General features: G+C 59.0%; 30 protein-coding genes. 29 read left to right on the top strand and 1 reads right to left on the bottom strand.

From position 1 onward, the window contains the following. The first annotated feature begins 41 nt into the window (after nucleotides 1-41). Genes cbiD through crcB form a run of 16 tightly spaced genes read left to right on the top strand, consistent with a single transcriptional unit; the run spans nucleotide 42 to nucleotide 13,476 of the window. Nucleotides 42-1,151 (top strand): cobalt-precorrin-5B (C(1))-methyltransferase CbiD, encoded by a 1,110-nt coding sequence (gene cbiD / locus HMPREF9166_RS02140; RefSeq protein WP_009442394.1) that lies wholly within the window; start codon nucleotides 42-44, stop codon nucleotides 1,149-1,151. Continuing rightward, a complete protein-coding gene (gene cbiE / locus HMPREF9166_RS02135; RefSeq protein ID WP_254655000.1) occupies nucleotides 1,148-1,792 on the top strand; it encodes a precorrin-6y C5,15-methyltransferase (decarboxylating) subunit CbiE in 645 nt (214 codons plus the stop codon). Before cbiD ends, cbiE begins: the two co-directional genes overlap by 4 nt. Further along, the gene (gene cbiT / locus HMPREF9166_RS02130; protein ID WP_009442392.1) at nucleotides 1,789-2,364 is read left to right on the top strand and encodes a precorrin-6Y C5,15-methyltransferase (decarboxylating) subunit CbiT; all 576 of its coding nucleotides are present in this window, start codon (nucleotides 1,789-1,791) and stop codon (nucleotides 2,362-2,364) included. Before cbiE ends, cbiT begins: the two co-directional genes overlap by 4 nt. Nucleotides 2,365-2,371: 7 nt before the next feature. Then, nucleotides 2,372-3,127 carry a precorrin-4 C(11)-methyltransferase gene (cobM, locus tag HMPREF9166_RS02125; RefSeq protein WP_009442391.1) on the top strand — a complete coding sequence of 252 codons (756 nt, stop codon included), beginning with the start codon at nucleotides 2,372-2,374 and terminating at the stop codon, nucleotides 3,125-3,127. Continuing rightward, the gene (locus HMPREF9166_RS02120; protein ID WP_009442390.1) at nucleotides 3,124-4,212 is read left to right on the top strand and encodes a cobalt-precorrin 5A hydrolase; all 1,089 of its coding nucleotides are present in this window, start codon (nucleotides 3,124-3,126) and stop codon (nucleotides 4,210-4,212) included. The genes cobM and HMPREF9166_RS02120 overlap by 4 nt, the downstream gene beginning before the upstream one ends. Next, complete coding sequence (gene cobJ, locus HMPREF9166_RS02115; RefSeq protein ID WP_009442389.1) at nucleotides 4,200-4,955, top strand: precorrin-3B C(17)-methyltransferase; 756 nt, start codon at nucleotides 4,200-4,202, stop codon at nucleotides 4,953-4,955. The genes HMPREF9166_RS02120 and cobJ overlap by 13 nt, the downstream gene beginning before the upstream one ends. Continuing rightward, complete coding sequence (gene cobK / locus HMPREF9166_RS02110; protein WP_009442388.1) at nucleotides 4,952-5,734, top strand: precorrin-6A reductase; 783 nt, start codon at nucleotides 4,952-4,954, stop codon at nucleotides 5,732-5,734. The genes cobJ and cobK overlap by 4 nt, the downstream gene beginning before the upstream one ends. A 9-nt stretch (nucleotides 5,735-5,743) precedes the next feature. Next, complete coding sequence (locus tag HMPREF9166_RS02105) at nucleotides 5,744-6,379, top strand: precorrin-8X methylmutase (RefSeq protein ID WP_006691336.1); 636 nt, start codon at nucleotides 5,744-5,746, stop codon at nucleotides 6,377-6,379. 10 nt (nucleotides 6,380-6,389) lie between these two features. After that, complete coding sequence (locus HMPREF9166_RS02100) at nucleotides 6,390-7,766, top strand: cobyrinate a,c-diamide synthase (protein ID WP_009442387.1); 1,377 nt, start codon at nucleotides 6,390-6,392, stop codon at nucleotides 7,764-7,766. Next, nucleotides 7,745-8,317, top strand: a complete 573-nt coding sequence (cobU, locus tag HMPREF9166_RS02095; RefSeq protein ID WP_009442386.1) for a bifunctional adenosylcobinamide kinase/adenosylcobinamide-phosphate guanylyltransferase — start codon at nucleotides 7,745-7,747, stop codon at nucleotides 8,315-8,317. The genes HMPREF9166_RS02100 and cobU overlap by 22 nt, the downstream gene beginning before the upstream one ends. Next, entirely contained in the window at nucleotides 8,318-9,856 is a 1,539-nt protein-coding gene (locus HMPREF9166_RS02090) for a cobyric acid synthase (protein ID WP_009442385.1), read from the top strand. Next, nucleotides 9,856-10,812: an adenosylcobinamide-phosphate synthase CbiB gene (gene cbiB, locus HMPREF9166_RS02085; RefSeq protein ID WP_039980855.1), complete on the top strand. Its 957-nt coding sequence runs from the start codon at nucleotides 9,856-9,858 to the stop codon at nucleotides 10,810-10,812. The genes HMPREF9166_RS02090 and cbiB overlap by 1 nt, the downstream gene beginning before the upstream one ends. 11 nt (nucleotides 10,813-10,823) lie before the next feature. Further along, entirely contained in the window at nucleotides 10,824-11,594 is a 771-nt protein-coding gene (gene cobS, locus HMPREF9166_RS02080) for an adenosylcobinamide-GDP ribazoletransferase (protein ID WP_009442383.1), read from the top strand. Then, entirely contained in the window at nucleotides 11,582-12,460 is an 879-nt protein-coding gene (locus HMPREF9166_RS02075; protein WP_009442382.1) for a GHMP kinase, read from the top strand. The genes cobS and HMPREF9166_RS02075 overlap by 13 nt, the downstream gene beginning before the upstream one ends. Before the next feature lie 24 nt (nucleotides 12,461-12,484). After that, the gene (locus HMPREF9166_RS02070; protein WP_009442381.1) at nucleotides 12,485-13,108 is read left to right on the top strand and encodes a histidine phosphatase family protein; all 624 of its coding nucleotides are present in this window, start codon (nucleotides 12,485-12,487) and stop codon (nucleotides 13,106-13,108) included. Beyond that, on the top strand, nucleotides 13,105-13,476 hold the full coding sequence (gene crcB, locus HMPREF9166_RS02065) for a fluoride efflux transporter CrcB (RefSeq protein WP_006691328.1): 372 nt from the start codon (nucleotides 13,105-13,107) through the stop codon (nucleotides 13,474-13,476). Before HMPREF9166_RS02070 ends, crcB begins: the two co-directional genes overlap by 4 nt. A 272-nt stretch (nucleotides 13,477-13,748) precedes the next feature. On the opposite strand, the gene HMPREF9166_RS02060 is transcribed toward crcB, so the two are convergent. Beyond that, the gene (locus HMPREF9166_RS02060) at nucleotides 13,749-14,093 is read right to left on the bottom strand and encodes a hypothetical protein (protein WP_039980854.1); all 345 of its coding nucleotides are present in this window, start codon (nucleotides 14,091-14,093) and stop codon (nucleotides 13,749-13,751) included. Nucleotides 14,094-14,399: 306 nt separating this feature from the next. Between HMPREF9166_RS02060 and rplU the strand changes: the two genes are divergently transcribed. The 13 genes from rplU to HMPREF9166_RS02000 all read left to right on the top strand — a co-directional run bounded on the left by rplU (nucleotide 14,400) and on the right by HMPREF9166_RS02000 (nucleotide 23,150). Further along, entirely contained in the window at nucleotides 14,400-14,711 is a 312-nt protein-coding gene (rplU, locus tag HMPREF9166_RS02055) for a 50S ribosomal protein L21 (RefSeq protein ID WP_006691324.1), read from the top strand. A gap of 3 nt (nucleotides 14,712-14,714) precedes the next feature. Then, a complete protein-coding gene (locus HMPREF9166_RS02050; protein ID WP_006691323.1) occupies nucleotides 14,715-15,035 on the top strand; it encodes a ribosomal-processing cysteine protease Prp in 321 nt (106 codons plus the stop codon). Next, entirely contained in the window at nucleotides 15,032-15,334 is a 303-nt protein-coding gene (gene rpmA / locus HMPREF9166_RS02045; RefSeq protein WP_006691322.1) for a 50S ribosomal protein L27, read from the top strand. The genes HMPREF9166_RS02050 and rpmA overlap by 4 nt, the downstream gene beginning before the upstream one ends. A 124-nt stretch (nucleotides 15,335-15,458) precedes the next feature. Next, the gene (obgE, locus tag HMPREF9166_RS02040; RefSeq protein WP_009442380.1) at nucleotides 15,459-16,742 is read left to right on the top strand and encodes a GTPase ObgE; all 1,284 of its coding nucleotides are present in this window, start codon (nucleotides 15,459-15,461) and stop codon (nucleotides 16,740-16,742) included. A gap of 13 nt (nucleotides 16,743-16,755) precedes the next feature. Continuing rightward, complete coding sequence (locus tag HMPREF9166_RS02035) at nucleotides 16,756-17,055, top strand: YhbY family RNA-binding protein (RefSeq protein ID WP_009442379.1); 300 nt, start codon at nucleotides 16,756-16,758, stop codon at nucleotides 17,053-17,055. Next, nucleotides 17,052-18,176, top strand: a complete 1,125-nt coding sequence (proB, locus tag HMPREF9166_RS02030) for a glutamate 5-kinase (RefSeq protein ID WP_009442378.1) — start codon at nucleotides 17,052-17,054, stop codon at nucleotides 18,174-18,176. The genes HMPREF9166_RS02035 and proB overlap by 4 nt, the downstream gene beginning before the upstream one ends. Before the next feature lie 12 nt (nucleotides 18,177-18,188). Then, nucleotides 18,189-19,484 (top strand): glutamate-5-semialdehyde dehydrogenase, encoded by a 1,296-nt coding sequence (locus HMPREF9166_RS02025; RefSeq protein WP_039980852.1) that lies wholly within the window; start codon nucleotides 18,189-18,191, stop codon nucleotides 19,482-19,484. Beyond that, nucleotides 19,472-19,621, top strand: coding sequence for a hypothetical protein (locus tag HMPREF9166_RS12665; protein ID WP_170950763.1), 150 nt, complete (start codon nucleotides 19,472-19,474; stop codon nucleotides 19,619-19,621). Before HMPREF9166_RS02025 ends, HMPREF9166_RS12665 begins: the two co-directional genes overlap by 13 nt. 5 nt (nucleotides 19,622-19,626) lie before the next feature. Then, on the top strand, nucleotides 19,627-20,247 hold the full coding sequence (gene nadD, locus HMPREF9166_RS02020) for a nicotinate-nucleotide adenylyltransferase (RefSeq protein WP_009442375.1): 621 nt from the start codon (nucleotides 19,627-19,629) through the stop codon (nucleotides 20,245-20,247). Further along, a complete protein-coding gene (gene yqeK / locus HMPREF9166_RS02015) occupies nucleotides 20,231-20,806 on the top strand; it encodes a bis(5'-nucleosyl)-tetraphosphatase (symmetrical) YqeK (RefSeq protein ID WP_009442374.1) in 576 nt (191 codons plus the stop codon). Before nadD ends, yqeK begins: the two co-directional genes overlap by 17 nt. A gap of 28 nt (nucleotides 20,807-20,834) precedes the next feature. Then, the gene (locus HMPREF9166_RS02010) at nucleotides 20,835-21,899 is read left to right on the top strand and encodes an LCP family protein (protein WP_039980850.1); all 1,065 of its coding nucleotides are present in this window, start codon (nucleotides 20,835-20,837) and stop codon (nucleotides 21,897-21,899) included. Between the two features lie 3 nt (nucleotides 21,900-21,902). Beyond that, nucleotides 21,903-22,247 carry a ribosome silencing factor gene (gene rsfS, locus HMPREF9166_RS02005; RefSeq protein WP_009442372.1) on the top strand — a complete coding sequence of 115 codons (345 nt, stop codon included), beginning with the start codon at nucleotides 21,903-21,905 and terminating at the stop codon, nucleotides 22,245-22,247. Between the two features lie 3 nt (nucleotides 22,248-22,250). Further along, on the top strand, nucleotides 22,251-23,150 hold the full coding sequence (locus HMPREF9166_RS02000; RefSeq protein ID WP_009442371.1) for a S1 RNA-binding domain-containing protein: 900 nt from the start codon (nucleotides 22,251-22,253) through the stop codon (nucleotides 23,148-23,150). Nucleotides 23,151-23,186 lie beyond the last annotated feature (36 nt).

Below are 23,186 nucleotides of genomic sequence, written 5' to 3'. Positions count from 1 at the left end.
ATCAGTGCTTCCTAAATTTCTTGTTTTGACGGAGACGATGTATGGCGACAGAACTGCGCAGCGGATATACGACAGGTGCGTGCGCGGCAGCCGGGGTCAAGGCGGCACTTCTCTTTTTGCAGGGGAAGCCGTGGCAGGAGATTTCCCTCACGGCACTGGACGGAACGCCGCTGACGATTCCCGTCAAGGTGGTCACACGCACGGAGGACGGGATCTGTGCAGAGGTCGTCAAGTTCTCGGGCGATGATCCCGATATCACGAACGGCGTTTCCGTTTTCACGACGATCCGGCTATGCGATGATGCCGATGGGATTGTATTCCGTGCGGGCGAGGGGGTCGGCACGGTGACAAAGCCGGGGATGAGCCTTCCTGTCGGTGAGCCGTCGATCAATCAGGGACCGCGCGAGCTGATCCGACGCGTTGTCGCCGAGATGACGGGGCGGGAGGATGTCGGTGCAGAGGTGACGATTGCCATCCCGGCCGGGACAGAGCTGGCAAAGAAGACGCTCAATCCCGTGCTCGGCATAGAGGGCGGCATCTCCGTGATCGGTACGACGGGCGTGCTTCGCCCCATGTCTGAGGAGGCGTTCAAGGACTCCCTTGTTCCGCAGATCGATGTGGCACGTGCGGCGGGGGAGGAGGTGCTCGTCTTCGTCCCCGGGAAGATCGGGCAGCGGATTGCCCTCTCTCTGGGAATTTCGCAGACAGCGATTATTGAGACGAGCAACTTCATCGGCTTTATGCTGGAGCGCGCCGTCGAGCGCGGCACAAAGGGTGTACTGATTCTCGGTCATACGGGCAAGCTCGTGAAGATTGCCGCCGGTATTTTCCATACGCATAACCGCATGGCGGATGCACGGCTGGAGACGCTCGCGGCGTATGGTGCCGCCGAGGGGCTCAGCCAGACGGAGGTGCGCGCCGTATTGGCATCAAATACGACGGAGGATGCCTTGGCGGTGATCGCGTCGGCAGGGCTCGCTGAGCGGGTCTGCGCGGTGATCGCCGCACGTGTGCGTATCCGTGCGGAGAGGTATCTCTTCGGGAAAATGAAGGTCGGTGCCGTCATGGTGAATTTCGCGGGGGAGATCCTCGGTGTGGATGAGCAGGCGCGGGCTTTTGCTGATGCTTGTGGATGGAGACTGAACGCATGAGACATACGATCACCGTCGTCGGCATCGGCCCCGGCGACCCCGCCTATCTTCTGCCGCAGGCACGGGCGGCGATTCATGACGCGCGCGTCCTCGTCGGCGGGCGGCGCGCGCTCGCCGATCTTGCTCCTGCGGGGGTACGTACGCATGCGATCGGAGCGGATATTGCAGAGGTGCTGACCTTTATCCGGGATGCGCTCCGCGACGATGATGTGGTGGTCATGGTCTCGGGAGATCCCGGCTACTACTCGATGCTGGATGCTCTGCGGCGGACGTTCCCGCCAGAGCAGATGGCTGTGATCCCGGGCATCAGCTCGATCCAATTTGCCTTTGCGCGGCTCGCCCTGCCGTGGCACGGTGCGCGTCTGCTCAGTTTTCACGGGCGCGAGCCGCGGGCAGAGGAGCTCGCGCGTACGGCAGATGCCGTGCTCGGGATGCTGACGGACGGGAAGCACAACTCGCAGACCATCGCGCAGCGCCTGCTCTCATCAGGCTGGCGTTCAGATGACATGATGTATATAGCGACGCGCCTTTCCTATGCGGATGAGAACATTGTTCGGACGACGCTGGGAGATGCGGCGCGTGATGAAGGAATTGGGCACGGCGTGATTATCGTCTGTGCGGTGAAGGAGGATGATGCATGAATCTCGGCATAAAAGATGACGCTTTTGTGCGCGGTAATGTGCCTATGACAAAAGAGGAGATACGCACTCTCACGCTCGTCAAGGCGCAGATTGCTCCCGATGCTGTCGTCTATGATGTCGGTGCGGGGACGGGCTCACTCTCGGTGGAGGCAGCGCGTCTTGCGCCGCAGGGGCATGTCTACGCCATCGAAAAAAATCCCGAGGGAATCGCCCTCATCAAGGAGAATGCGGCACGTTTTTCCACGCCGAACCTCACGGTGATCGAGGGGGCGGCTCCCGCCGCGCTGGATGGGCTTCCCCATCTCGATGTCGCTTTGATCGGCGGCAGCGGACGGCGTCTGCCCGAGATTCTGGATATCATCGGAACGCGGATGAACAGCGGCGGACGCATCGTGACAAATGCGATTACGATGCAGACGGTCGCCGCCTGTCTGGATTATTTCCATGCGCATGCGGAGCTCTATACCTACGAGGCTATACAGGTGCAGATCAGTCGGTTGGAACGCGTCGGTCCCTACGATATGGCAAAGGCACTGAATCCGATTTATATCATTACGGCACAGAGAAAGTGAGGAATACATGATTCATATTGTCGGTGCGGGTCCCGGTGACCCTGAGCTCATCACGGTGAAGGGCGCACGCTATCTGGCTGAGGCGGATGTCGTTATCTATGCCGGCTCGCTCGTGAACCCCGCCCTCCTCGATTTCTGCAAGGAGGAGGCGGAGATCCACAACTCGGCGCACATGACGCTTGATGAGGTCATTGCGGTGATCGCGCGTGCGGAGACGGCAGGGAAGATGACCGTGCGTCTCCATACGGGTGATCCTGCGATCTATGGGGCGATTCAAGAGCAGATGGACGCGTGGGAAAAGCGCGGCTTTTCCTATGATGTTGTGCCGGGCGTCAGTTCCTTTCTCGGGACAGCGGCGGCGCTGCGGCAGGAGTATACCCTGCCTGGCATCTCACAGACGGTCATCATCACGCGCAACGAGGGGCGCACACCCGTGCCGGAGCGCGAGAAGCTGCGCAGTCTCGCTGCACACCATTCGACGATGTGTATTTTCCTCTCGATCACGATGATCGAGGAGGTGGCGGCAGAGCTGACAGCGGGCGGGTATGAGCCGACGACCCCCGTCGCCATTGTGCAGCGCGCAACATGGCCGGAGCAGAAGATCCTGCGCGGTACGCTTGCGACGATTGCGGAGCAGGTGAAGGCGGAGGAGATCGACCGCACGGCGATGATCGTGGTCGGCGACTGCCTCGATGCGGTGTATGAGCCGTCGCGGCTCTATGCTGCCAATTTCTCGCACATGTTTCGGGATGCAAAGCAGTGAGAGCTGCTGTCTTTGCCCTGACGGACGGCGGAGCTGCGCTTGCGGCGCGTCTGTGTGCCGCCCTTGACGGAGAGGCGCAGCTCTATTTGCCGGAGCGGCTGAATGGCAGTGCACCAACGGCAGGACATACTGCCTGTTTTGCCCATCTGTCCGCGGCGATTACGACGGCGTTTTCACGCTATGATGCACTCGTCTGTGTCATGGCGACGGGGATTGTCGTGCGTACGCTTGCCCCCTGTGTCCGCAGCAAACTGTACGACCCCGCCGTGATCGTTTTTGACGAGCAGGGGCGGCATGGCATCAGTCTCCTTTCGGGCCACGTCGGCGGGGCGAATGATCTGACGCGCACGCTTTGTGCGGCGGTGGGCGCGGATCCCGTCATTACGACGGCAACGGATGTGACGGGTGTGCTCGCCCCCGATGCCATCGCTGCGCGGCTTGCCCTGCGCCCTGTGCCAAAGTCTGCCATACAGGTGCTGAATACGGCGCTCATGGCAGGCGAGGAAGTGCACTACGATATCGACAGTGATCTGCCGCAGGCCGCCTTCTATGAGGCGCAGCTGCGGGAGCAGGAGATCGGCGCACGGCTCTTTCGCGGTGTGGTTCCTCCTGCGGATGGGACGAGCTGTCGCGTTGTCATCGTTGGGGCGGAGCATGTGCCTGCCACTGCGGAGGAGCGGACGCTCTATCTCGTTCCACGGCGCCTGATCGCGGGCGTAGGATGCCGTGCCGGTGTAACGGAGGCCCAGATTCTCCGCGCGTTGACGGAGGCATGTGGGATGATCGGACGGGAACCATCCGCGATCGATTGTTTTGCGAGCACCGAGGTCAAGCGTAATGAGGCAGGGCTTCTCGCAGCCGCGCGGACGCTCGGCCGTGAGATTGTCTTTTTCCCGCAGGAGGAGCTTCGGCAGATGATTGAGGACTATGGTCTGACCGAATCGGATTTTGTGCGGAAAACAATCGGTGTCGGAAATGTATGTGAGGCGGCGGCACTCTGTGCAGCAGGCGCGGAAGGCGGCCGCATGGCACTCGGAAAAACAGTATTTGGGAAAGTGACGGTGGCACTCCTATGGGAAAAATAAGTGTTGTGGGCATTGGCCCCGGCAGTACGGATGATATGACCTATCGTGCACATCGCACGATTGAGGAAGCAACGGCAGTTGTCGGCTACAGCCGCTATATCCAGCTGATCGCCGATCTGGTCGAAGGGAAAAAGGTGCTCGATACGGGCATGACGCAGGAGATCGATCGCTGCCGTGCGGCACTGGAGGAAGCAGCAGCGGGGGAGAATGTCGTCGTGATCTCAAGCGGCGATGCCGGCATCTATGGTATGGCCGGGCTGGTGCTCGAACTCCTCATGAAGATGGATGAGGATCAGCGTCCCGAATTCGGCGGTGTGATCCCGGGTGTCTCGGCAATGAGTGCGGCGGCAGGGCTCCTTGGTGCGCCGATCATGCACGACTTTGCCGTCATCAGTCTTTCCGATCTCCTCACGCCATGGGAGCTGATCCAGGAGCGTGCAGAGCTCGCGGCGAAGGGAGACTTCGTCACGGTGCTTTACAATCCGCGCAGCCATAAGCGCGTCGGCCAGATCCAGGCCGTGCAGGAGATCTTCCTGCGTGAGCGTGCGCCTGAGACGCCCGTCGGCATTGTGACGTCGGCGAGCCGTGAGGGAGAGAACGTGGTGATCTCAACCCTCGGTGCGTTTACCAAAGAGGACATCAATATGTTCTCGATTGTGATCATCGGCAACTCGAAGACGAAGCAGAACGGGCAGTGGATGATTACGCCGCGTGGCTATCAGAAGCGGGAGCCGGGGCTGTGATCTTCACGGCAGCGGGGACGCAGGACGGGCGTGCCGTCGTCCGCCGTCTCTGCGAAGCGGGATACGACGTGACAGCATCTGTTGTGAGTTCCTACGGGGAGCAGCTGCTCGAGGCGCAGCGTGCGGCAGGCGGGCATCTGACGGTGCATGATACGCCGCTCAATGCGGATGAAATGGCGGCGTATTTTAGGACACATGACGTTCGCGTCTTTGTCGATGCGACGCATCCTTACGCTGTCAATGTTTCGCGCAACGCCATGGCGGCGTGTGCGGCGGCAGATGTTCCCTACATCCGCTACGAGCGCGATCTGAGCGATATCTCGTATGAGAAGGTGCATCTCGTACACTCCTATGAGGAGGCTGCGGAGACCGCGGCGGGCTTGGGGCGGCATATCTTTCTGACGACGGGCAGCCGCAATCTGGAGCGTTTCGTCCATGCAGCAGCGACGTTTGACTGCGTGCTCACAGCGCGCGTTCTGCCGACGGCGGAGGTCGTGGCACTCTGCGCGGAGCTGGGGCTGACGCCCGCGCAGATCATTGCGATGCAGGGGCCCTTTTCCCGTGCGCTGAACCGTGCCATGTACGAGAAGTACGAAGCAGACGTGATTGTGACGAAGAACAGCGGCACTGTCGGCGGGACGGATGCGAAGTTTCAGGCGGCGGAAGATCTCGGTCTGCCTGTCGTGGTGATCGACCGCCCCGTGCTTTCCTATCCGCATCTGGCCCATACGGCGGAGGAAGTTCTGACATTTGTTGCTGATATTTACGATAGAAAATAGGAGACCTTCATGGATTTTATCAAAGAGCCGATGACCATTGAAAATCGCAGTATGGAGCTGATCGCACCGCATCTGGCAGAGCTGCATCTCGACGAGCGTGAGACGAAGCTCTACTCGCGCCTCATTCACGCATCGGGAGATGTGGGCTATGCGCCCATTACACGCGTACACCCGCAGGCGATCGACGCGGCGATTGCCGCTCTGAAACGCGGGGTCGATATCTATACGGATGTCGAGATGGTGCGTACGGGCATCAACAAGAAGAAACTTGCCTCGTTCGGCGGTACGGTGCACTGTCTGGTGGCGGATCCCGATGTTGCCGCACGCGCAAAGGCGGAGGGGATTACGCGCTCAATGGTTGCCATGCGTACGTTTGGCAAGGATATGGACGGCAGCATCGTCGCCATCGGCAACGCACCGACGGCGCTCTTTGAGGTTCTGCGCCTGGTTCGTGAGGAGGGGATTCGCCCTGCCTGTATCGTCGGTATTCCCGTCGGCTTTGTCGGTGCGGCAGAGTCCAAGGCGGAGCTCGCCGCAAACGACATCGTTCCCTACATTACGGTCGAAGGGTCGAAGGGCGGCAGCCCAATTGCGGCGGCGGCAGTCAATGCGCTGATGTATATGATCGACAATACCCGTCCCTGAGGAGCACATCATGCAGTGGAATATTCCGCGCATTGTGATCGCGGCAACGCAGTCGGGGGCAGGAAAGACAACGCTGACGGCAGGACTGCTTGCAGCACTGCGGGCGCGCGGCCTTTCCGTACAGTCCTTTAAGGTCGGCCCCGACTACATCGACCTCGGCTATCACCGCATCGCAGGCGGGCGTACGGGGCATAATCTGGATACATGGCTTGTGCCAGAGGCACGGCTCGCGGAAATCTTTGCCCGTGAGTGCCGCGGCGCAGACATTGCCGTGATCGAGGGTGTGATGGGGCTGTACGACGGCGGCCGGCGCGGCATCAGTTCGACCGCCGCCATCGCAAAGGTTCTGGATGCGCCCGTGCTCCTCGTCATGGATGTCAAATCCGTCGGGGCTTCCGCTGCTGCGACAGCACTTGGCTTTCGCAGCTACGATCCAAGCATAAAACTCGCAGGTGTACTGCTCAACCGTCTCGGCAGCGGGACACATGAGGCGATGGTTCGTACGGCTATGGCGGGGATTGATATGCCTGTCTATGGGTCGCTGCGCCGCGATGCTTCTTTTGTCCTTCCCGAACGTCATCTTGGTCTGACCCCCGTGGAGGAGCATGAAGCAAAGGCGATGATTCAGAGCCTTGGGACGTGCGTTGAGACGGGGCTCGACATCGACCGCATTATGGCTCTGGCTAAGACGGCACCGCCCCTTTCGGCAGCAGCGGGGGAGAAATACTCGCCGCAGTATCCGTGCCGCATTGCTGTTGCGCGCGATGAGGCGTTTTCCTTCTACTATGCGGCGAGTCTCGACGAACTCCGTGCATGCGGCGCGGAGTTGGTGGAGTTCAGCCCGCTGCACGATGCGGCACTGCCGGATGTGGACGGCATCATCATCGGCGGCGGCTTCCCCGAGATGTTTGCCGCAGACCTAGCGCAAAATACGGCGATGCGCGCTGCGATACGTGCAGCGTCGGAGGAGGGGATGCCCATCTACGCCGAATGCGGCGGCTATATGTACCTCATGCGCTCCATGGTGGACTTTGCGGGAGCAGAGCATGAGATGGCGGGGGTGTTCGCGGCACGGGCGCGCATGACCGAACGCCTGCAGATGGTCGGTTACGTGGAGGCGGAGCAGACGGAGGATACGATACTCGGTACGACAGGGCTTATCCTGCATGGGCACGAGTTTCACTTTTCCGTCGAGGAAACGGAGGCGGAAGAGAGTGGGCTCCGTCCTTTCCGCTTTACGAAACTGCGCAGCGGCGCGCAGTATGCGGCAGGACATCGCCGCAGGAATACGCTCGGCAGTTATCTGCACCTGCACTTTGCAGGATGCCGCAGCGCGGCGGAGCATTTTGTGGAGGCGTGTCATCAATGGGGCAGATCATTCTCGTAACGGGCGGCGTTCGCTCGGGCAAATCCTCGTTTGCCGAACGCTGTGCGGCGCGCTGTGCCGCAGAGAGCGGCACAGCCGTCGCCTATATTGCGACTGCGCAGATCTATGATGCAGAAATGCAGCTGCGTGTCGATCTGCATCAGTCGCGCCGTCCGGCAGACTGGACGACCTACGAGGCACCATTTTCCTCTGAGAATGCCATCCGGGAGGCGGGGAAGGCGCACGGCGTTATCCTCTTTGACTGTGTGACGATGTTTCTCAGCAACGACATGCTCCAGTATTCGGAGGAGGAACAGGAGCGCGACTCCTTTGCACGCCATGTCGAGGCGCGTATCCATGCGCTCATTTGTGCCGCTGAGGAAGCCGATGCGACGACAATTTTTGTCACGAATGAGGTGGGAGACGGGATCGTTCCCGCCAATCGCCTCGGACGGCTCTATCGGGATATGGCGGGGCTTGCTAATCAGCAGCTCGCCCGCCGCGCGGCAAAGGTCTATCTCGTCACCTGCGGCATTCCTGTTGATCTCAAAAAACTGGCGGAGGCGGTGTAAATGGCAAAGAGCATCATGCTGATGGGGACGAGCTCCCATGTCGGCAAGAGCATCCTGACGACGGCACTCTGCCGTATTTTTCATCAGCAGGGCAAGCGTGTCGTGCCCTTCAAGGCGCAGAACATGGCGCTGAATTCCTATGTCACGCTCGACGGGCGGGAGATGGGAAGGGCACAGGTGGCACAGGCGGAGGCGGCGGGTCTTGCCCCCAAAGTCGATATGAACCCCGTCCTCCTCAAACCGACGGGGAACGCGCAGTCACAGGTTGTCATCATGGGCGAACCGGTCGGCAATATGAGTGCGCGGGAGTACCACACGGGCTATTCGCTCAAGGCGTGGGAGGCCGTTGAGGTGTCACTGGATCGCCTGCGTGCCGCGTATGATCTGCTCGTGATCGAGGGTGCGGGCAGCCCCGCCGAGATCAACCTCAAGGCGAACGATATCGTCAATATGCGCGTGGCAAAGCATCTCCGTGCGCCCGTCCTCCTGATCGCCGACATCGACCGCGGCGGTGCGCTCGCCTCTCTCGTGGGGACATTGGAACTGCTCGACGCGGAGGAGCGCGCGCTTGTCAAGGGGCTTGTCATCAACAAATTTCGCGGTGATGTGAGCCTCCTCACGCCCGCCCTTGACTTCTTGGAGCAAAAGACGGGAAAGCCTGTCCTCGGGGTCGTCCCGCACATCGACGCGCTCGGCATCGACGAGGAGGACTCTGTCTCCCTCGACGAGCAGCACTATGGCGATACGGCCGCCCTCGATGGACAGCTGCGCATCGCGGTCATTCGCACGCCGAAACTCTCGAACTTTACGGACTTTGACGCGCTGGCACACGAGCCGGATGTCGCGCTCTATTACGTGCGCACGCCCGAGGAACTGGGGCATCCGGATCTCATCCTCCTGCCGGGCTCGAAGAATACGACGGAGGATCTCCTTCACATCCGGCAGGCAGGGCTCGCGGATGCGATCCGTACGTGCGTCACAGCGGGAACGCCGCTCTTTGGGATCTGCGGCGGCTATCAGATGCTCGGGGAGAGGATCTCCGATCCGCTCCATACCGAGTCGGAGCATGATGCGGTGGAGGGGCTGGGGTATCTGCCGCTCACGACGACCTTTGCCGCGCGCAAGCATCTGAGGCAGGTCACGGCGGACTGTGCGGCGTTTCCCTTCTTGGGGGAGAACATCTCTGTGCACGGGATGCGGGGCTATGAGATTCACATGGGCGACACCACATTTGCCGAGGAGGTATGCCGTCCGTTCCGCATCGTCCGTGCAGGAAATGCGGAAGAGTCGGTATTGGACGGCGCGGCCTCGGCAGACGGAGGAGTCGTGGGCACGTATATCCACGGCATCTTTGACGATGATCATTTCCGTCGGGCGGTGCTCAACCGCCTGCGCGTGCGGCGCGGCATGGAGGAGCTTCCCATTCAGTACCGCTGCGGGGCGGAAAAGGAGCATGCCTATGACCGTCTGGCTGCGACGGTGCAGCGGAGTCTCGATATGGATAAACTGGCAGCGATCATTGCGGCAGGAGAGTCATGATGATCGCCCCGCCCATCGCCGCCATGGCGGCGTTTTTTCTCGATACGATAGCGGGGGATCCGCAGAACCGCCTGCATCCCGTCGCCTTTCTCGGGCGATTTATCGGATGGCTGGATTGGCACCTCTATCCATCCTATGGAGGAGACGGCAGGAAGTTCGCCATGGGGACTCTGCTGGTGCTGATTGTCCTCTCGATTTCCTACGCTGCGGCGGAGGGGCTGATCCTTGCCACGCGGCATCTGCCTGTGGCATGGGGGGCAGATGTCCTCGAAATCATCCTGCTCTATTTCTGTATCTCTCCACGGTCACTGGCAAAGGCGGGGCATGAAATCTATGCCCTGCTCGACGGGGATAACCTTGTGGGTGCACGGGTGCGCGTCGGCTATATCGTCGGGCGGGATACGGCGGAGCTCGACGAGGAGGACGCTGCGCGCGCGGCGATTGAGACCGTCGCGGAGAATACAGTGGACGGAGTCATCTCGCCGCTTTTCTTCTTTCTCCTCGGCGGCGCACCGCTCGCCGTGCTCTATCGGGCAGCGAATACAATGGACTCCATGCTCGGCTACAAGAATGACCGCTATCTCTACTTCGGGCGCATGGCGGCGCGTGTGGACGATGTGCTGAACTATGTTCCCGCGCGCATCACGAGCATCCTCTTTGTGATGGCGGCCTTCCTCCTGCGCTATGATGCACGCAACGCGCTCTTTATCCTGCGGCGCGACGCGGCGGGGCATCCCAGTCCGAACGGCGGATATGCGGAGGCTCCTGTGGCGGGCGCACTGCACATCCGTCTCGGCGGCATCAACTACTACTTTGGACAAAAGCACTTCCGTGCTTATATGGGCGACGCCCACATGGACATTGCCCCCAAACACATCTTGGGCGCGGTACGGCTCATGTATACGGCGACGGTTCTATTTCTGCTCTTTGCCTATTTGTTTTCGCTCTATCGTTAAGGATCGGTTCTATGCATTCTTTTTTGATCGGCCTTCAGTTTCTCACACGGATCCGCTTCGTCCGACAGACGGCGTGGACGGCGGAGGACTTTGGGCGCAGTACGCGTTTTTTCCCGTTGGTGGGGCTCGTGCTCGGCCTGTGCTACATGCTTGCGGCGTGGGTGCTCATCTACTTCCTCGGCGTGCGGTCGCTGACGTGCGTCCTGATCCTCATCCTGCCGATTCTCCTGACGGGCGGTATCCATGCGGACGGCTTTATGGATACGGCGGACGGCATCTTCTCGGGGCGGGAGCGCGCACGTCAGCTCGAGATCATGAAGGACAGCCGCGCGGGCGCATTTGGCGTCGTTTCTTTCGTCATGCTCATGTTCGTGCAGTTTGCCCTGATCTCCGATATGCATCCGCTCCTCTTTGTGCCCGCGCTCTTCGTCATGCCAATCATCGGCAGGCTTGCCATGGTACTTGCGATCGCGCTCTTTCCATACGCCCGTGTGGAAGGTGTCGGAAAGACCTTTGCCGATATGGCAGATCGACGCACCGTTCTCATCGCTGCTGTGACGACGGCGGTGCTTGTCCTGCCGTGGGGCGTATTGGCGGCACTTTCGCTGCTGTTGGGCGTGCTCTTTGCCCTTCTTTTCTGCCGCACGATCACCAATATCCTCGGCGGAGTGACAGGTGATGTCTATGGTGCGGTCACCGTATTGACGGAGACTCTGGTTCTCGCCACCTTTTCCCTGGCATCAACACATCCGAACATTTGGGGGTTATTATGGAAATTATAGCAAAAGCGCCCGCGTCCTGCGGGGAGCTGATCGAGGGCTCTCTTGCGGGAACGCCGTTTCTTGTCACCGCACCGATCAGCATGTATGCGACGGCGACGGTCTCGGATGCGTTTACGGGGATACATGGACTGGGGACCAAGGCACAGGAAGCACTGCGGCGGACGCTCGTTCACATCGGTGAGGAGGCGTTTCGCTTTGGCATCCGTCTTGAGACGGAGATCCCACAGGGTAAGGGCATGGCGTCCTCGAGTGCGGATATCGCCGCGGTATCCTATGCCGCAGCGCGTGCATACGGACGGGAACTGACGGCGCGCGAGATCATGGACATCGCCATCGCCATCGAGCCGAGCGACGGCATTGCCTTTGCGGGGCTTTCGCACGTCAGTCATACGACGGGGGAACTGTTCGGTCAGTACCATAATGTTCCGCTGCTCGGCATCTCCATCTTTGATGCGGGCGGTGAGGTCGATACCATCGCCTACTATCAGAGCAAGGGCAATGCAGGCGACCAGGACGACGCCTATCGCGCTCTGCTGCATACGGTCGATCAGGCATTTGCCGTGAGTGGGGCAGAAAAAGAGCACCTCCTCGGACAGGCGGCGACCGAGAGCGCACGGCGCAACCAGCGGCACCTAGAAAAGCCAGAACTGGAACGCTTCATCACGGCGGCGCAGAGCAGAGGAGCGCTCGGTGCGCTGGTGGCACACAGCGGTACGGTGGTTGGTGCACTCTGGGCATCCGATCTGTCGACGGCGGCGATCGACGCGCGTACGCATCAGCTGGCACAGGAATTTTACGGCACGTATGCCTTTATGTGTCAGGAACGGCTGATCTCGGGCGGCGTTGTCTGTGAGATTCGCGCATAGAAAATCATAGGAAGGGGAAGGGAAATGACGGAAATTATCATCATACGTCATGGGGAGACTGAGTGGAATAAGACGGGACGTTTTCAGGGACAATCGGATGTGCCGCTCTCACCGGAGGGACACGCACAGGCAGCACTGCTCGGACAGCATCTCGACGTCGGCCATGCAGATGCGTTCTATGCGAGTGATCTCATACGGACGATGGAGACGGCGGCACCGCTTGCAGCGCGGCTCGGTCTGACCGTTGTACCCGATCCTGCTCTGCGCGAACTTCACTTCGGGGCATGGGAAGGGCGCTTCTTCAGTGAGATCAACACCGAGGATCCCGAGACGCTGAAGCATTTTTACCGTGATCCGGAGCATGCGAATATTCCGGACAGTGAGGACTTTTCCGTGTTCCAAAAGCGCATCGCAGGGCGTGTGCGCACGATCGCCGCAGAGCATCGAGGCGAGCGCGTCATCATCGTCTCGCACGGTGCGGCAATCCGCATTCTGATCGCCGATATACTTGCCATGCCGATCCGCTCGATCTGGCACATTTCTCAGCTCAACACGGCGGTTAACTGCATCCGCTTCGAGGACGACGGTTTTGCTGTATTGACGCGCATGAACGATGTGGCACATTTGCGTGCGGGAACGGTACAATGAGCGTCCTCGCCGTCGGGCTTGGCGGAGCGGTCGGAGCGATTTTGCGCTTTCTGCTGGGACAGGTCGTGCCGAAACTCGGGAGCGGTTTTCCTCTTGCTACGTTTGCTGTCAACATCCTTGGATGTTTCGCCATCGGCGCCGTCGTCGGTCTGGCGGGACGTCAGAGCGGCCTTGACCCACGCCTTGTCCTCTTTCTCCAGACAGGGATATGCGGCGGCTTTACGACATTCTCCACCTTTTCGTTGGAAACGCTTTCTCTCATCGAGAACGGAAAGCTCGCCGTCGCCCTTGCCTATATCGCGCTGAGCATCGTGCTCGGCATTCTTGCCCTCCTGCTGGCAAAGCATCTGGTGAGCGGCTGGGAATAGGGGCATCTCCTATCCATTTCATTTGGGGCGCTGCGTAAAGCCATTCAACTTCGCTCAGCAGCCCTGCCTTCTGTGCATGGCGGGCTGAATCGCCTTTCCCGATATAGAAATGCTTCAAGAGCCTGTATGGGAATATTGTTTTGTTGGCATACGAAAATAAAATCTTTGGCGGTATGATTAAAGAATAGACATATATTATCGTAAATAATGATCTTGTTTCGATAGTTGTTTATGATATCGTTCACAGAACAGTTGCTTTTTGAGCATCAGCCTCATTGAGGGGATTTCTCTAAAGATATCTTCGTTCCGATAATTCTTATTGTGTCACCAGAGTTCAACGTTATGGTCAAATGCAGTTGTCCATTTGGAGATTGCCGTATTTCTTCTGAGAAAATATATGTTCCTTGTCCCCATGGTTCTTCGAATGATATGTCAAAATGTGATGTGTTCTCCATAATTAGAGCTGCTGCCTGTTCTGCGTTTCTTATGGGAGGAAATTGGGGCAATATCAATGATATGACAATCCTTTTTTCTTGATATAAAACCGCTATATCTTGCAGTAATGAATCATGCAAATCTATTTCTGAAATTTGGAAGTTCTGACATATCGGCTTCATTCTATCTGTCTCCTTTCAACGGATGAGTTTGTCTTACTTATGGAGAGAGCCTTCTTTATGCCATGAAGGACGCTCTGTCTTCTGTAATCCACACTAATAATAACATGAGTCAGCGGAGAATGACAGCAGAATCGAGGGAGTGTTCTATCTCTCCGTCTTGACAACTGCCCTTTTGATATGCTATTATCCCCTAATGTAGGCGTATAGCCTGTTTGGGCGAAAGCCCATCCCCAACCGCACGGCGAGGTCACACAATCGGCGCTGCCGAACCGCAGCCGGCGAGTAACGTGATAGGGAGGTGTTTTCATGTATGCAATCGTAAAGACGGGCGGCAAGCAGTACAAGGTCGCTGAGGGCGATACCATTTTTGTGGAGAAGCTCGAGGCGGGCGAGGGCGAGGCTGTCGTTTTCGACCAGGTTTTGACCGTTGTCAACGGCGCAGATGTCAAGATCGGTCGTCCGATGGTGGACGGCGCGAAGGTGACGGGCAAGGTCGCGGCACACGGCAAGGGCAAGAAGATCCTGGTCTTCAAGTACAAGGCAAAGTCAAACTACCGCAAGCGTCAGGGTCATCGTCAGCCGTTCACGAAAGTCGTTATCGAGAAGATCGAGGGCTAATCCGTGATTTCGGTCAAGATCTTCGTGAATGAAGATGGGATGATCGACGGTTATGCTGTTTCAGGGCACAGCGGAACGGCGGCACGCGGACAGGATATTGTCTGTGCCGGTGTATCTGCGCTCACGCAGTCCGCGCTTCTCGGAATAATGGAGCATCTGCATCGCGCCGTCACCTATGACATTGCGAGCGGCAACCTCCGTGTGCGGCTCTCTGAACCGCCGGATGAACGCAGTGAAGCGATTCTGCGAACCATGTGGATGGGACTCGCAGAGATTGAAAAGATCAGCCCGAAAGGCATTCAGATTCAGGCAGTAAAGGGGTGAATAATTTGTTCTCGTTTGATTTGCAGCTTTTTGCACATAAAAAGGGTGTCAGCTCGACGCGCAATGGACGTGACAGCCATTCGAAGCGCCTTGGCGTGAAGGAGCAGGCGGGTACGCATGTGACGGCAGGCAGCATTATCGTACGTCAGCGCGGTACGCATTTCCATCCGGGGCACAATGTCGGCATCGGCAAGGATGACACGATCTTTGCAAAGATTGACGGCAAGGTCGCCTTCGAGCGCAAGGGACGCCATCAGCGTCAGATCAGCGTGTATCCGCTCGCGGGTGCAGCGGTCTAAGAGCGCACGGAAGTTTGATACGCAGAGATGCCTGTACTCTCTAGTACAGGCTCTTTTAGAAGCTGTTTTCGCAGGTGAAAATGCACTTGCGGGAACAGCTTATTGTGTAAAGAGGGAGGGACGTATGCAGTTTATCGATCGTGCCCAAATCACGGTGAAGGCGGGGGACGGCGGTCACGGCAAGTCCGCGTTTCGCCATGAAAAGTTTATGCCCAAGGGCGGTCCTTCGGGCGGTGACGGCGGACGCGGCGGCGATGTGATCTTTCGTGCCGACCGCAATCTGAATACGCTGCTCTCCTTTCGCTATCGCCGCAAGTTCGTCGCGAAGAACGGCGAGAACGGTGAGTACAAGAACCAGTTCGGTAAAAATGCGGCCCCCCTCTATGTCGATGTCCCGCCCGGTACGATTGTGATGGATGAGGCGACAGGAGAGGTGCTTGCCGACCTCGCAGAGATTGGGATGGAGGCGGTGATTGCACGCGGCGGACGCGGCGGGCGCGGCAATGCCAAGTTTGCCAACTCTGCCAACCGTGCGCCGTCCTTTGCTGAGTTCGGTGAGCCGGGCGAGGGACGAAAGCTTCGCCTTGAGCTGAAGCTGCTTGCCGATGTCGGGCTGGTCGGCTATCCGAGTGTCGGAAAGTCGAGCCTTGTCGCTTCCTGCTCGGCTGCACGTCCCGAGATCGCAGACTACCATTTTACGACGATTACGCCTGTCCTCGGCGTTGTCCAGACGGACTATGAGAAGAGCTTCGTCATGGCGGATATCCCAGGGCTGATCGAGGGCGCCGCCGACGGCGTGGGGCTGGGGCATGACTTTCTGCGCCATGTGGAGCGCACACGGCTGATCCTGCACATTGTGGATGCTTCCGGGATCGAAGGCCGTGACCCTGTAGAGGACTACTACAAGATCAATGCGGAGCTGGCACGCTACAGCGAGAAGATTGCGCGGCGCACACAGTTCCTCGTCGCCAACAAGATCGATCTTCCCTCTGCGGCGGAGCATCTGCCGCGTCTGAAGGAGCTCGCCGCACAGGAGGGGCTTGCGTTCTTCGCTATCTCTGCGGCGACGCGTGAAGGCGTGCAGGAGCTGATTGATCGGGTCGGTGCGTGGCTGGACGCCTATGTCCCTGAGCCGGAGGCGCAGGAGGATGATGTCGTCGTCTACGATCAGAATGCGGACGATGACGAGAAGGTGACGGTCTCACGCAACGATGCGGGCGATTTCATCGTCTCGGGAAAGGCCATCGAGAAGCTGGTCGCCATGACCAATTTCAACAATGATGAAGCCGTGCGCCGATTCCAGTATATATGGCGGCTCAAGGGGCTGGATGAGAAGCTCCGTGCACGCGGCATCAAGGAAGGCATGACCGTCCACATCGGTGATATGGCGTTCGACTATCAGGATTAACGGAGGAAAGACGTTGCTGCGAAAATCACTTTCCAGTAAGCAGATACGAAAGCTGCGCTCCCTCGGCATGACGGAGGAAGCGGTCGTCATGATCGGCAAGGAGGGAGTCAGTCCTGCTGTGGTGGCATCCGCACGTGAGGTGATAAAAAAGCGCGAGCTGATCAAGGTGCGTGTTCTGCAGAATGCGCCGGAGGAACCGACAGACGCGATTACCATGCTTGCCGAGCGCGCCGACGCCAACCTCGTTCAGGTGATCGGCAGGAACGGGCTCCTGTTCAAACGAAATTTTGACAAGCCGAGGATTGAGCTGTGACTGCGCGGGCGCGTCTCTCCGAGGCGAAGCGCATTGTCGTAAAGGTTGGAACAAGTACGCTGACGCATCCCTCGGGCGGAATGAATCTGCGCCGCATCGAGCATCTTGTGCGTGAGCTGATCGACGAGGCCAATCAGGGCAAGGAGATTCTCCTCGTTTCCTCCGGTGCAATTGCGGCGGGAATGAATGCGCTTGGCATGAAGGAACGTCCTGCAGCGGTGCCTGCGCGGCAGGCCCTTGCGGCGATCGGGCAGGGATACCTTCTCCACATTTATGAAAAGCTCTTTCATGAGTATGGACGAACGATGGCACAGGTGCTCCTGACCAAGGAGAATGCGGCGCGTCATCATCAGTACATCAACTCGCGCCGTGCCCTTCTCGCCCTGCTTGATATGCAGGTCATTCCCGTCATCAATGAGAACGACGCTGTGGCGGTGGATGAGATCAAAATCGGAGACAACGACAACCTTTCGGCGGTTGTCGCGGCACTTGTCGATGCCGATGCGCTCATTATCCTTTCGGATATCGACGGAGTCTATACGGCAAACCCGCGGACGGATGCGTCGGCGCAGCTGATCTCCGAGATCGCAGAGATTACGCCCGAGATTGAGCATCTTGCGGGCGGTGCCGGATCAGCGCAGGGCACGGGCGGGATGCAGACGAAGATCGAGGCGGCAAAGATTGCGCGCAATGCCGGTGCGACGATGGTGATAGCACGCGGTGATGAGGACGGCATCATCCGCGGCATTCTGCGTGGGGAGGACATCGGAACGATCTTCCCTGCGCGTGAGGCGCATCTCAGGACGCGCAAGAGCTGGCTCGCCTTTGGCAAGAAGCTCGCGGGAGAGCTGTCTGTCGATGCTGGGTGTGCAGCGGCGATGCAGCGCGGTGCGAGTGTTCTCGCCGTCGGTGTGACGGCCGTGGACGGCGACTTTGCCGCGGGCGAGATGGTGCGTGTGCTCAGCCCTCAGGGACAGGAGATTGCCCGTGGGATCACCGCCTACGGCACGGCGGATATAGCACGGTTGATGGGACATCAGACGCAGGACTTTCAAGGTCTTGTCTCAGACGCATCACATGAGGAGATCATACACCGGGATAATTTGGTGCTGATGCAGTAAGGAGCGATGGCGATGATGGAGCAGGCAGTGCGGGCGCAGGCGGAAGCCGCAAAGGAGGCATCCTATGCTCTTGCGGTGCTCCGCAGCGATGTGCGCGATGGGGCTCTGCATGCGATGGCGGCGGCGCTGACGGAGCACGCGGCGAAGATTCTGCAGGAGAACGCCGCCGATGTGGCAGACGCTGAGGCGGCGGAGGTGCGCGCTTGCTACATCGACCGCCTGCGGCTCACGCCGGAGCGCATCCATGCGATGGCGGAGGGGCTGCAGCTGACCGCAGCGCTTCCTGACCCGCTTGGGCGGGAGGACTACGCTGTGCGCCGTCCGAATGGTCTGGAGATTCACCGTGTCCGCGTACCGCTCGGGGTTGTCGGTATGATCTACGAGGCGCGCCCGAATGTGACGGCGGATGCGATCGGGCTCTGTCTGAAGTCAGGAAATGCCGTGCTCCTGCGCGGCGGCTCGGATGCACTGCGCTCCAACGCTGTTATTGCCGATGTCCTTTCACGCGCTGCCTATGCTGCCGGCATTCCTGTGGGAGCCGTTCAGATGCTCGCGATGAAGGAGCGCAGTGCCGTGGATGTGATGACGCATCTCACAGGGCTGCTGGATGTCCTTATTCCGCGCGGCGGGGCAGGGCTGATTCGCCACATCGTGGAGAGCAGCAGCGTCCCTGTGATCGAGACGGGATCCGGCATCTGTCATATCTATGTTGACCGCGGCGCGAACCTCACGATGGCATGTCGTATCGTGCGGAATGCCAAGGTTTCGCGCCCCTCAGTCTGCAACGCGGCAGAGACCGTGCTCGTGCATCGTGATATTGCCGCTGCATTTTTGACGCAGATGGCAGAGCAACTGCGTGTCGATGGAGTGGAGCTGCGCGGCTGTGCAGAGACGTGTGCGATTCTCAGCGACGTGGCTGCGGCAACGGAGGAGGACTGGGCGACGGAGTACGGTGACCTCATCCTCTCCGTCCGTGTCGTCGCGGATATGGATGCCGCACTGCGTCACATCAATCGCTATGGGACAGGGCATTCCGAGGCGATTGTGACGAATGACATCCGTACGGCACATGCCTTTCAGCAGAGGGCAGATGCCTCGACGGTTTATGTCAATGCTTCGACGCGGTTTACGGACGGGTTCGAGTTTGGCTTTGGTGCGGAGATCGGCATCAGCACACAGAAACTTCATGCACGTGGTCCGATGGGGCTCGAGGCTCTGACGAGTACGAAGTATCTTGTCTATGGCGAGGGGCAGGTGCGGGAAAATACGCCTGCTGCATCGGAGTCGTGCGGCGGATGCGGCGCCTGATCGGATATTGGCGCACTATGCGGCAGTATGCAGAATCGCCGAAGGGACGGCATGATCTGCGTGACTATCTGTATGCGGGGGCGACCTTCCTACTGCTCTGCACCGTTCTTTTGCTGGCAGTCTGCATCGTGAGGTGAATCGGATGGAAAAGCGCATCGGAATCATGGGTGGAACGTTCGACCCAATTCACATGGGACATCTGATTACGGCGGAGATGGTGCGCGCGGAGGCGGAGCTGAATGAGGTGCTCTTTATCCCTTCCGCACGTCCCCCGCACAAGGACGGCACACGTGCGGCATCCATTGCGGATCGTTTTGCCATGACGGCGTGTGCCATACAGGACAATCCGAACTTTTCTCTTTCGGACATGGAACTGCGTCGGGAGGGACCGTCCTATACGGTGGATACCATAGCGGCGCTCCACGACCAATTTGACGGGGCGGCGCTTTTCTTTATTACGGGTGCGGATGCGATGAATGATCTGTACCGATGGCATGAACCGCATCGCCTCTTGCAGTCCTGTCAGTTCATCGTGGCGACGCGGCAGGGGACGCCGCTTGATGAGACGCTTCTCGCGGAGCAGTTTACAGCGGAGGAGCGCCGCCACATTGACGTCGTTCCGACGCCACATCTGGAGATCTCGTCGACGATGATCCGCGCACGCGTACGCGCAGGAAAATCCATCCGGCATCTTGTACCGCGTGCCGTAGAGGAGTATATTGTAGGGAGGGGGTTATATCGTGCGCATGGACATGACGTATGAGGAGATGCGCGCTCGTCTGGCAGAACGTCTTGCGCCGGGACGCTATCAGCATTCGCTCGGGGTGGCGGATACGGCGGCGGAACTGGCACGACGCTTCGGCATGGACGAGGAACGCGCACGTACCGCAGGGCTTCTGCATGACTGCGGGCGCACCTACGCGACAGCGGAGCTTCCCGGAGAGGCGCGGCGGCGCGGGATTCCCATCGGCAGGATCGAGGCGGCGATGCCCCTGCTCCTGCACGCCTACGTGGGCGCCTATCTCATCTATGAGGACTATGGCGTCGATGACGCGGGCATTGCGCAGGCGATCTGGCGGCATACGGTTGGGGGAAGAGGGATGACCGCGCTCGATCAGATCATCTACTTTGCAGATATGATTGAGCCGTCGCGTGAATATCCGGAGGTGGAGCATCTGCGGGAGCTCGCGCGTACGGCATCACTCGACGCGATGCTGCTGGTCGGACTCACGGAGTCCATCCAATTCGTTCTGAAAAAGGGAGGGCTCGTTCATCCGGATACGGTGGCGGCACGGAACGAACTGCTTTTGCGGCAGCGCTGAACAGAGGGAAAAAGGGGGGAGAGGGGCGTTGTCCGATTATGATACGGAGGATCTCGCGGCACAGCTGGCAAGCGAAAACTCGCGCGAGAACATAAAGCGACGCCGCACACAGCGTGCACGCCGCCGACGCATGGCCGTCCTGCGCGGACTTTTTCGCCTGATCTGCACGGTCTTTCTCCTCGTCTTTGTCGGCATCTCGGGCTATTATCTGATCGGATGGGGTGTTGAGGCGTACCATGATATACGGGAAATGTATGAGGCATATCTCGTTCGTCAGGAGGAAAACCGCGGCGAGGTCGATGTGCGGTTTGACGGCTATACGAATGTTCTCGTGCTCGGTCTCGACGATGCAGTGAATATGGACGAAGCACCGGAAAAGCGTGCGGACGCCATTCTGCTCATGAGCATGGAGAATGCGACGGGCAAGGTACGCATCCTCAATATCCCGCGCGATACGTGGGTGCCTATGGCTCAGGGGAAGGGGGAGACGCGCCTTTCCCACGTCTATGCAGTGGGCGGAGCACCGTTGATGGTGCGGACGATCAATCAGATGTTCGACATCTCGATTCATCAGTACGTTGTCATCGATATGGATACCTTTGAGAAGATTGTCGATGCTGTCGGGGGGGTCGATCTCTACATTGAGCGGGATATGGACTATGACGATCCGGAGGCGGGTCTTTCCATTCACATGCGTCAGGGGTATCGCCATCTCGATGGGGCAGAGGCGGAACAGTACCTGCGCTATCGTGGGGATGATCTCGGCGATCTCGGGCGTACGCAGCGGCAGCAAAAGTTTGTCAAGGCGTTCTACGCCAAGCTGCTCCGTGTAGATACGCTGCCGAAGGTTCCGCAGATTGCGGATATTCTTAAGCAGAACGTGACGACAAGTGCTGAGTTATTTGATTCCGTGCATATCGGGAATGTGGTGCGGAAGCTGAATGCACAGCCGCCGCGCACCATCATGCTGCCGGGCGATTTTGCGCGGGATGATGATACGGTGTGGATTATGGATCGTGCGGCGACCGATAAGATCATACGTGAACTCTTTCCGTCGGAGGAGACGGAAGGAGAGCAGAAGAAGGAGGAGTAGAGTTTGACAGAGCAGGAAAAATGCCGTGTGATTCAGGCGGCAGCGGATGAAAAGAAGGCGCGCGACATCGTACAGATGGATATGGTCGGACTGATGTCGACCAATGACTATTTTATTATTTGCTCCGCAAATACTGCGACGCAGGTGCGCGCGATCGCAGACAATATCGAGGAGAAGATGGAGGAGGCAGGGGTGAACTTTCTCCACAAGGAGGGCTACCGAGAGGGCGAGTGGGTGCTGCTCGACTACGGTGATACGGTGGCACACATATTTCAGCAGGATGCGCGCGAGTACTATGCGCTGGAGCGGCTCTGGGGCGATGCCAAACTCACGCCCTATGAAGAATAGGCCGTGGCGGAGCTGCAAAAGCCCGTGCCTGCGCACCGTAAATACGGCCCCAGTCAGGTGGCGGAACTCACTGCCGTGCGCGAATCCGAGTGGGGCGTCTTTTTGGATGCAGAAACGGGCAATACGAGTGATGATATTCTGCTGCACACGATGCAGCAGACTGCACCGGTCAAGGTGGGCGACCGCGTCCGCGTCTTTCTTTACCTCGATCCGAAACGGCGGCTGACGGCGAGTATGCGTACACCGCGCATGAAGGAAGGGCAGGTTGCTCGTCTGCGTGTCATCAACGTGACGAAGGAAGGCGCCTTTCTCGATGTCGGAGCAGAGCGCGGCATTTTTCTGCCTTACGCAGGGATGCGCGGACGGCCGCAGGTCGGTGAGGTAGTTTGGGCGAAGCTCTATACGGATAAGTCCGGGCGCCTTGCCGTAACGATGGAGGTGGAGGATGAGCTGCGCCGTGCCTCTCGCCCTGCCACGGGTGTGCATGTAGGCGATCGGCTGAGAGGCTCTGTCTATAACATTACAGAACGCGGTATTTTTCTCTTTACTGAGGAGCACTATATTGCGTTCATCGATCATCAGGAGGCTCCGTGGCGGCCACGCGTCGGCGAGACCGTCGAGATTCGCGTGACTTATCTGCGTGAGGACGGGCGGCTGAACGCGTCCCTGCGCCCCCCGAAAGAGGACGCGCGCAAGCTGGATGCTGATCGCCTGCTCGCACTTTTGATGGAACATGGCGGAAAGATGCCGTATACGGACGCGACATCTCCTGCGGTGCTTAAGGATCGTTTCGGGATCAGTAAGGCCGCATTTAAGCGCGCCCTTGGGCGGTTGATGAAGGAAGGCCGCATCCATCAAGAGGATGGATGGACGTACTTATTGGAAGAACACAAAAAGAACTAGTTTTTTCTTAATCCAAGGAAGGATTTTTTCTTCCAA

The organism is Selenomonas sp. oral taxon 149 str. 67H29BP (assembly GCF_000146365.1).
In the GTDB taxonomy this organism is placed as follows: domain Bacteria; phylum Bacillota; class Negativicutes; order Selenomonadales; family Selenomonadaceae; genus Centipeda; species Centipeda felix.
Note: the sequence above shows the minus strand (reverse complement) of the source record. Positions and strands in the feature narration are given on the sequence as shown.